This window comes from Streptomyces glaucescens, from assembly GCF_002154375.1.
Classification (GTDB): Bacteria; Actinomycetota; Actinomycetes; order Streptomycetales; family Streptomycetaceae; genus Streptomyces; species Streptomyces glaucescens.
Genome location: NZ_MUND01000428.1, coordinates 1 through 9,238, shown reverse-complemented (window position 1 = coordinate 9,238; position 9,238 = coordinate 1). Strand labels below are relative to the sequence as shown.

General features: G+C 74.3%; 1 protein-coding gene and 1 pseudogene. Both read left to right on the top strand.

Going from position 1 to position 9,238, the window contains the following annotated elements; all coding sequences use genetic code 11:
• Positions 1–11 precede the first annotated feature (11 nt).
• Positions 12–7,811 (top strand): annotated as a pseudogene (locus CCN42_RS26210) (non-ribosomal peptide synthetase); the annotation flags it as partial.
• Positions 7,808–9,238: condensation domain-containing protein (locus CCN42_RS26205; RefSeq protein WP_245877461.1), on the top strand; the 1,431-nt coding region annotated here is incomplete at its 3' end. The pseudogene CCN42_RS26210 and the gene CCN42_RS26205, both read left to right, overlap by 4 nt.

Here is a 9,238-nt window from a genome sequence, read left to right as displayed (position 1 = left end):
GGCCGTCGTTCATGAAGGTCACGCCGTCGCACCTCAGTCTGTTGCAGGCGTTGCCGGAGGGGGTGTCGCCGTCGGGGACGCTGATCACCGGTGGTGAGGCGCTGGTCGGTGAGGTGCTGGAGGCGTGGAGGACTACCCACCCGGCCGTGACGGTGATCAACGCCTATGGGCCCACGGAAGCGACGGTCAACTGCACGGACTTCCGTATTGAGCCTGGTCAGGCCGTGGGTTCGGGTCCGGTGCCGATCGGGCGGCCGTTCTGGAACACCCGCGCCTATGTGCTGGATGAGCGGTTGCGTCCGGTGCCGCCGGGTGTCGCTGGTGAGTTGTACATCGGTGGTGTGGTCCTGGCTCGTGGTTACTTCGAGCGTGCGGACCTGACGGCGGAGCGTTTCACCGCCGACCCCTACGGCCCTGCGGGCTCCCGCATGTACCGCACGGGTGACATGGCTCGCTGGAACAGTGACGGTCAGCTCGTCTATGCGGGCCGGGTCGATGATCAGGTCAAGCTGCGTGGTTTCCGGATCGAGCTGGGGGAGATCCAGGCGGTCATCGCCGGTCACCCGGAGGTGGCTCGTGCCGCTGTGGTCGTTCGCGAGGACCAGCCCGGTGACCAGCGCCTGGTGGCGTATGTCGTCGGCTCGGTCGACGGGGTGCGCGAGTACGTCGCGTCCCGGCTGCCGGAGTACATGGTCCCGTCGGCGTTCGTCGCCCTCGACGAGCTGCCGCTCACGGTGAACGGCAAGCTGGACCGCCGCGCCCTGCCCGCCCCCGACTACAGCATGGACACCCCGGCCGGCCGTGGCCCGCGCACGGACCGCGAGGAGATCCTCTGCGGTCTCTTCGCCGAGATCCTCGGCCTGGAAACCGTCTCGATCGACGACGACTTCTTCCGCCTCGGCGGGCACTCGCTCCTCGCCACCCGCCTGGTCAGCCGGATCCGTACCGTCCTGGACACGGAGCTGCCGATCCGGCAGATGTTCGACACCCCCACGGTCGCCGGACTCGTCGGCTACCTCGATGCCGCGTCCGCGGCCGGGGTGCGGCGCGGGGTCGCCCCGGTCGTGCCGCGGCCGGAGCGGATTCCGCTGTCGTACGCGCAGCAGCGGCTGCGGTTCCTCCAGCTGCTGGACGGCGACAGCACGGCGTACAACGCGCCCGGCGCGCTGCGGCTGCGTGGCGTGCTGGACCGGGAGGCGCTGCGGCTGGCGCTCGGGGACGTCGTCGCGCGGCACGAGAGCCTGCGCACGGTGTTCGGGCAGGACGAGGAGGGGTTCACCCAGCGGGTGCTGGCTCCGGGGGACGCGCGGGTCGCTCTCGACGTGCGGGAGGCCGACGAGGACGGGCTGCCGGCCGAGCTGGTCGCGGCGGCGCGTCACCGGTTCGACCTGGCGGCCGAACCGCCGCTGCGGGCGACGCTGTTCGCGCTGTCCGAGGACGAGCACGTGCTGCTGTTGCTGCTGCATCACATCGCGGGTGACGGCTGGTCCATGCGGCCGCTGGCCCGTGACCTGGCCGAGGCCTACACGGCCCGGGTCGCGGGCGGCGGGGCGCCGGACTGGGAGCCGCTGCCGGTGCAGTACGCGGACTACAGCCTGTGGCAGCGGGAGGTGCTGGGCTCGGAGGACGACCCGGGCAGCGAGATCTCCCGCCAGCTCGGCTACTGGACCGGGGCCCTGGCGGGGCTGCCGGAGGAGCTGGCGCTGCCGGCCGACCGGGAGCGGGCCGCGGATCTGTCGCAGCGCGGCGGCCAGGTGTCCTTCCGGGTGCCCGCCGCCCTGCACCAGGAGCTGCACGCGCTCGGCGGCCGTACCCGGGCGAGCCTGTTCATGGTGCTCCAGGCCGCGCTCGCGGGCCTGCTGACCAAGCTCGGGGCGGGGACGGACATTCCGATCGGCACGCCGATCGCGGGCCGCACCGACACGGCCGTGGAGGAGCTGGTCGGGTTCTTCGCGAACACGCTGGTGCTGCGCACCGACACCTCCGGGGACCCCGCGTTCACCGAGCTGGTGGAGCGGGTCCGGGAGCGCGGGCTGGAGGCGTACGCGCACCAGGACCTGCCGTTCGAGCGGCTGGTGGAGGCGGTCAACCCCGAGCGTTCGCTCGCCCGGCACCCGCTGTTCCAGGTGTGCCTGACCCTGCACAGCACCGATCCGCGGGCCACCGTGGCCGAGGTCGCCCGGCTGCCCCGGCTCGCGGTGGAGCTGGAGCGGCTGCCGATCGAGGACACCAAGTTCGACCTGAACCTCGAGCTGACCGAGCGCTTCGACGAGCGGGGGCGCCCGGCGGGCATCGTCGCCGAGCTGGAGTTCAACAGCGGTCTCTTCGAGGCGCGGACCGCCCGTTCGATCGGTGAGCGCTATCTGCGGCTGCTCGCCGCGATCGCCGCCGACCCCGGTCTCGCCCTGTCGGCGGTCGAGGTGCTGGACGCGGCGGAGCGCGCCGCCGTCCTGGAGGAATGGAGCGGGGCCGCCCGGCCGGAGGCGGCCGGCGCGCTGTCCCGGGCCGGACTGCCGGCCGCCGTGCGTCCCACCCGTGCCTGGGTACTGGACGAGTCGCTGCGCCCGGTGCCGCCGGGGGCGTGGGGGATGCTGTACGCGGCGGGCGACGAGCCGGTGCCCGCCGGGGCCGGCGGTGTCGACCCCGGGCGTCTGCTGCCCTCGCCGTTCGCGGGCGCGTCCTGGCTGTACCGCACCGGCCGCGCCGCCCGCTGGACCGTCGACGGTGAGCTGCGGCTCGCCGGGGCCGGCGCCCCGGACACCGCCGGGGACGCGGCCGTGCTGCCCGCTCGTTCCCGGGCGCCGCGCGGCCCGCTGGAGCAGATGCTGTGCACCCTGTTCGTCGAGGTGCTCGGGGTGCCGTCGGTGGGGATCGACGACGGTTTCTTCGACCGGGGCGGCCACTCGCTGTCGGCGGTCCGGCTGCTCAGCCGGGTCCGGTCCGTGCTGGGCGCGGAGATCTCGATCCGCACGTTCTTCGAGAACCCCACCGTCGCCGGGCTCGCCGAGGCGTTCGCCCGGGCGTCCGGGGCCCGCAGCCCGCTGGTGCCCGTCGAGCGCCCGCGCCACGTCCCGCTGTCCTACGCCCAGCAGCGGCTGTGGTTCCTGCACAACCTGGAGGGCCCCAGCGCCACGTACAACATCCCGGTCACGCTGCGGCTGACCGGCTCGCTGGACCGGGCCGCGCTGCGGCAGGCCCTGACGGACGTGGTCGTACGGCACGAGAGCCTGCGGACCCTGTTCGCGGACGATCCGGGCGGTGCCCGGCAGGTCGTCGTGCCCGCCGAGCACGCGCGGCTCCCGCTCATCGAGGAGGAGGTGCCGGCCGGGGACCTGGACGCCAGGGTGCGGGACGCCGCGTCGTACGGCTTCGACCTGCGCACCGAACTGCCCGTGAAGGCGTGGCTGTTCACCACGCCGGCCGGTGACCGGGTGCTGACCCTCGTCGTGCACCACATCGCCGGCGACGGCTGGTCCATGGGGCCGCTCGCCCGGGACCTGTCCCTGGCCTACGCGGCGCGCGCCCGGGGCGGGGAACCGGCGTGGCCGGCGCTGCCGGTGCAGTACGCCGACTACACCCTGTGGCAGCGGGAGGTGCTGGGCTCGGAGGACGACCCGGACAGCGAGATCTCCCGCCAGCTCGGCTACTGGGAGCAGACCCTCGCCGGGCTGCCCGAGGAACTGGAGCTGCCCACCGACCGGCCCCGCCCGTCGCACCAGTCCCACCGGGGCGGACGCGTCGCCTTCGAGGTGCCCGCCGCCCTGCACGGCGCCCTCGCCGGCCTGGCCCGGGAGACCCGTTCCAGCCTGTTCATGGTGCTCCAGTCGGCGCTGGCCGCCTTCCTGACCCGGCTCGGCGCCGGGACGGACGTGCCCATCGGCACCCCGATCGCGGGCCGCACCGACACGGCCGTGGAGGAGCTGGTCGGCTTCTTCGTCAACACGCTGGTGCTGCGCACCGACACGTCCGGCGACCCCGCCTTCACCGATCTCGTCGCCCGTGTCCGGGAGACGAACCTGGGCGCCTATGCCCACCAGGACCTGCCGTTCGAACGGCTCGTGGAGGTGCTCAGCCCGGTCCGGTCGCTGGCCCGCCACCCGCTCTTCCAGGTGCTGCTCGGACTCGACAACAACCAGGAGGCCCTGGACGTCCTGCGGCTGCCGGGGCTGACCGTCGACGTGCGGGCGCCGGAGACCGGGCGGGCCAAGTTCGACCTGGCGTTCTTCTTCGACGAGACCTACGGCCCCGACGGGGAGCCGGCCGGCATGCACGGCGCGGTCGAGTACAACGCCGACCTGTTCGACCCGGGCACCGCCCAGGACTTCGCCGACCGGCTGCTGCGGCTGCTCAACTCCGTCGCCGCCGACCCGCACCGCCCCGTCGGACGGCTCGACGCCATGACGCCCGCCGAGCGGGTGGCGCTGGCGGAGCGCAACCGGACCGGGCACGAGGTGCCGGGACAGTTCGTGCCCGAGCTGGTCGAACGGCAGGCCGCCGACTTCCCCGGCGCCACCGCGGTCGTCTCCGAGGAGACCACCCTCTCCTACGGCGAGCTCAACGCCCGCGCCAACCGGCTGGCCCGCCACCTGGCGGCCCGCGGCGTGGGCGGCGAGGACATCGTGGTCGTGGCGCTGCCCCGGTCCGTCGAGATGATCGTCTCGCTGCTGGCCGTCCTCAAGACCGGCGCCGCCTACCTCACCCTCGACGTCAAGGCGCCCGAGCAGCGGCTGCGGGCGATCCTCGACGACTGCCGTCCGGCCGCCGTGCTCACCGACACCGCCCACCGCCCCCTGCTGGGCGAGCCGGGCGGGCGGGACGTCGTCCTCGACGACCCGGCGACCGGCCGGCTCCTCGCCGCCGGGGCGGACACCGACCTGACGGACGCCGACCGGGTCCGGCCGCTGGACGCCCGCCACCCGGCGTACGTCGTCTACACGTCCGGCTCCACCGGCACCCCCAAGGGCGTCGTGATGCCGATGGGCTCCCTGACGAACCTGCTCGCCTGGCACACCGGGACCTACGGCGGCGGGGTCGGCACCCGCACCGCCCAGTTCTGCGCGGTCTCCTTCGACTTCGCGGTGCAGGAGATCCTCCAGGCCCTCGTCGCGGGCAAGACCCTCGTCCTGCCCGAGGAGGACGTCCGTCGCGACGCCTACGAGCTGGCCGGCTGGATCGCCCGCCACGGCGTCAACGAGCTGTTCGCGCCGACCCTCGTCATCGACGCGGTGCTGGCTGCCGCCGCCGACCGCGGCGAACCCCTCGACTGCCTCACCGACCTCTTCCAGGGCGGCGAGCAGTTCCGGCTCGGCGGCGACCTGCGGGCGTTCTGCGCGAGCGGCGGGCGGCGCATGGCGCACAACATCTACGGCCCCGCCGAGGTCGCCGCCATCACCTCGTCGACGCTCCCCGACCACACCGACGAGTGGCCCGCCTCCGCCGCCATCGGCGGACCGATCTGGAACGCCACCGTCCATGTCCTGGACGAGCGGCTGCAACCCGTCGCCCCCGGGGTGCGCGGCGAGCTGTACATCGGCGGCGCGCAGATGGCCCGCGGCTACCAGGACCGGCCCGACCGCACCGCCGAACGGTTCGTCGCCTCGCCCTTCGGCCCGCCCGGCACCCGCCTGTACCGCACCGGCGACGTCGTGCGCTGGAACGGCGGCGGGGAACTGGAGTTCCTCGGCCGCTCCGACCACCAGGTCAAGATCGGCGGCTTCCGGGTGGAGCCCGCCGAGGTCGAGGCCGTCCTGGCCGAGCACCCCGCCGTCGACGCCGCCGCCGTGATCACCCGCGAGGACACCCCCGGCACCGTCCGGCTCGTCGCCTACGTGGTGCCCGGACGGCCCGGCGAGGACCCGGACCTGGGCCGCGCCCTGCGCACCCACATCGCGGGACAGCTGCCCCACTACATGGTGCCCGCCGCGGTCACCGTGCTCCCCGCACTGCCGCTGACCGCCAACGGCAAACTCGACCGGGCGGCCCTCCCGGCCCCCGAGACGGCCACCGAGACGGCCGCCCAGGGCCCGCGGACCGACCGGGAGAAGACGCTGTGCGCCCTGTTCGCCGACGTCCTCGGCGTCCGCGAGATCGGCATCGACGACGGGTTCTTCGACCTCGGCGGCGACAGCATCATGTCCATCCAGCTCGTCGGCCGGGCCCGCCGCGCCGGACTGGAACTGTCCGTCCGCGACATCTTCGAGCACCGCACCGTCGCCGCCCTCGCCACGGTCGTCACCGAGGCCACCGGTGCCGTCGCCGAGGAGCCCGGCGCGGGCCTCGGCGAGGTCCCGCTCACTCCGATCAAGCACTGGCTGCTGGAGCGCAGCGACGACCTGGACGCGTTCAACATGTCCGCCGTCCTCCAGGTTCCCGCCGGACTCGACCCGCACCACCTCACCGGCGCCGTGCAGGCCCTCCTCGACCACCACGACGCCCTGCGCGCCCGGCTCTCCCCGGCCCCCGGACGGCGCCTGGAGATCCCCGAGCCCGGCACCGTGGACGCCGCGACCGTCGTCCACCGCGCCGACGCGACCGGACTGGACGAGCAGGCCCTGACCCGGCTGGTGCGGTCCGAGGGCGGGGCCGCCCGCGACCGCCTCGACCTGGCCGCCGGCCGGGTGGTGCAGGCGGTGTGGGCCGACCGCGGCGGCGACATCCCGGGACTGCTCGTCCTGGTCGTCCACCACCTCGTCGTCGACGGCGTGTCCTGGCGGATCCTCATCCCCGACCTCGCCGAGGCCCACGAGGCCGTCGCCGCCGGCCGCACCCCGGAACTCCAGCCCGTCGGGACCTCCCTGCGCCGCTGGGCACAGCGCCTGACCGAGGAGGCCGCGGGGCCCGCCTGGACGGCCGACGCCGGGTGGTGGCAGGACGTGCTGCGCGCCCCCGACCCGATGCTCGGACGGCGCGCCCTGGACCCGGCCCGCGACACCTACGCCACCTCCGGCCGGCTGGAGACGACCCTGCCCGCCGAGGTCACCGAGGCCGTCCTGACCCGGGTGCCGGCCGCGTTCCAGGCCGAGGTCAACGACGTCCTGCTGACCGCGTTCTCGCTGGCCTGGGCGCGCTGGCGCGGCACCCGCGGACTCCTGCTCGACCTGGAGGGCCACGGCCGGGAGGAACACCTCGTGGACGGCGCCGACCTGTCCCGCACGGTCGGCTGGTTCACCAACCTCTACCCGGTCCGCCTGGACACCGGACCCGCCGACCTCGCCGACGCCCTCGCCGGCGGGCCCGCCGCCGGAGCCGCGCTCAAGGCGGTCAAGGAACAGCTGCGGGCCGTCCCCGCCAAGGGCATGGGCTACGGCTTCGTCCGCCGGCTCAACCCGGACACCGCCCCCGGCTTCGCCGCACTGCCCGAACCCCAGGTGGCGTTCAACTACCTCGGACGGTTCTCCACCGCGGCCGGCGGCCCGGTCGCCGACTGGACACCGCTCAGCGGCATCGACGCCGTACCCGGCGACCCGGCGCACCTGCCGCTCGCCCACCCCCTCGAACTCAACGCCCGCACCGAGGACGGCCCCGGCGGATCCCGCCTGGTCGCCTTCTGGACCTGGGCCGAGGGGATCCTCGCCGAGACCGAGGTCCGCGCACTGGCCGACCTGTGGTTCCAGGCCCTGCACGCCCTGGTCGCGCACGCCCGTGACCCCCTCGCCGGCGGACTCACCCCCTCCGACGTCTCCCTGTCCTCCATCACCCAGGACGAGATCGAGGCGTTCGAGGACGAGCTCGACGACCTGTTCGGCGACGACGAGTTCGCCGCCTTCGACGACGTACCCGCTCCTGAAGACGAAGAAGAGGCCGAGAAGTGAGCCGTAACCCGCGCAAGATCGAGGACATCCTGTCGCTGGCCCCGCTTCAGGAGGGCCTGCTCTTCCACAGCATCTACGACGAGGGCGGCCTCGACCCGTATGTCGTCCAGATCTCCTTCGACATCGACGGCGACCTCGACCCGGCCGCCCTGCGCGCCGCCGCCCGGCTGCTGCTCGCCCGCCACGCCAACCTGCGCGTCGCGTTCCGGCAGCGCAAGAACGGCGACTGGGCGCAGATCGTCATGCGTGACGCCCCGCTGCCGTGGACCGAGACCGACCTGAGCGGGCTGCCCGAGGACGAGCGGGCCGAGGCGGCCGCCGCGGCCGTCGCCGCCGACCGCGCCACCCGCTTCGACGTCGCCCGGCCCCCGCTGCTGCGCTTCACCCTGCTCCGGCTCGGCCCGGCCCGCCACCGGCTCGTCCTGACCAACCACCACCTCCTCATGGACGGCTGGTCCCTGCCCGTCCTCATGGGCGAACTGTTCACCCTGTACGACACCGGCGGCGACCTCACCGCCCTGCCCCCGGTCCGCCCCTACCGCGACCACCTCGCCTGGCTGGAGCGGCAGGACAAGGACGCCGCCCGCGCCGCCTGGCGCGACGCCTTCGCCGGCCTCGCCGAGCCCACCCACGTGGCGCCCGACGCCGGCCGGGCCGCGGTCGCCGGCGCCGAGGTGACCGCGGTCCTCGACGGCGACGCCACCGCCACGCTGGGCGCGCTCGCCCGCAGCCGCGGCATCACCCTCAACAGCGTCGTCCAGGCCGCCTGGGGCATCGCCCTGAGCACCCACACCGGGCGCGACGACATCGTCTTCGGCACCACCGTCTCCGGCCGCCCGCCGGAGATCGACGGCGTGGAACGCATGGTCGGCCTCTTCATCAACACGCTGCCCACCCGCGTCCGCGTCCGCCCCGCCGAATCCCTCGCCGGGCTCCTCGCCCGCGTCCAGGACGAGCAGGCCCGCCTCACCGCCCACCAGCACCTCGGCCTGGCCGAGATCCAGCGCGTCGTGGGCCACGGCGACCTCTTCGACACCTCGATGGTGTTCCAGAACTACCCGGTCAGCCGCACCGGCACCGCGGGTACCGGCATCGGCGCCGCGATCAGCCTCGCGCCCGGCAAGAACCGCGAGGCCACCCACTACCCGCTGCTGCTGATCGCCTCGGCCCGCGACACCATGCGGTTCCGCCTCAACTACCGGCCCGACGTGTTCGACGAGGCCACCGCGCAGCGCGTCCTCGACCGCTTCGTCCGGGTCCTGCACGGCCTGATCGCCGACCCCGACCAGCCCGTCGGCCGGCTCGCCCTGCTCGGCGACGACGAACGCCACGAGGCCCTGGTCCGCTGGAACGACACCGCGCACGACGTGCCCGACCAGGTCACCATCCTCGGCCTGTTCCGCGAGCAGGCCGAGGATGGTGACCTG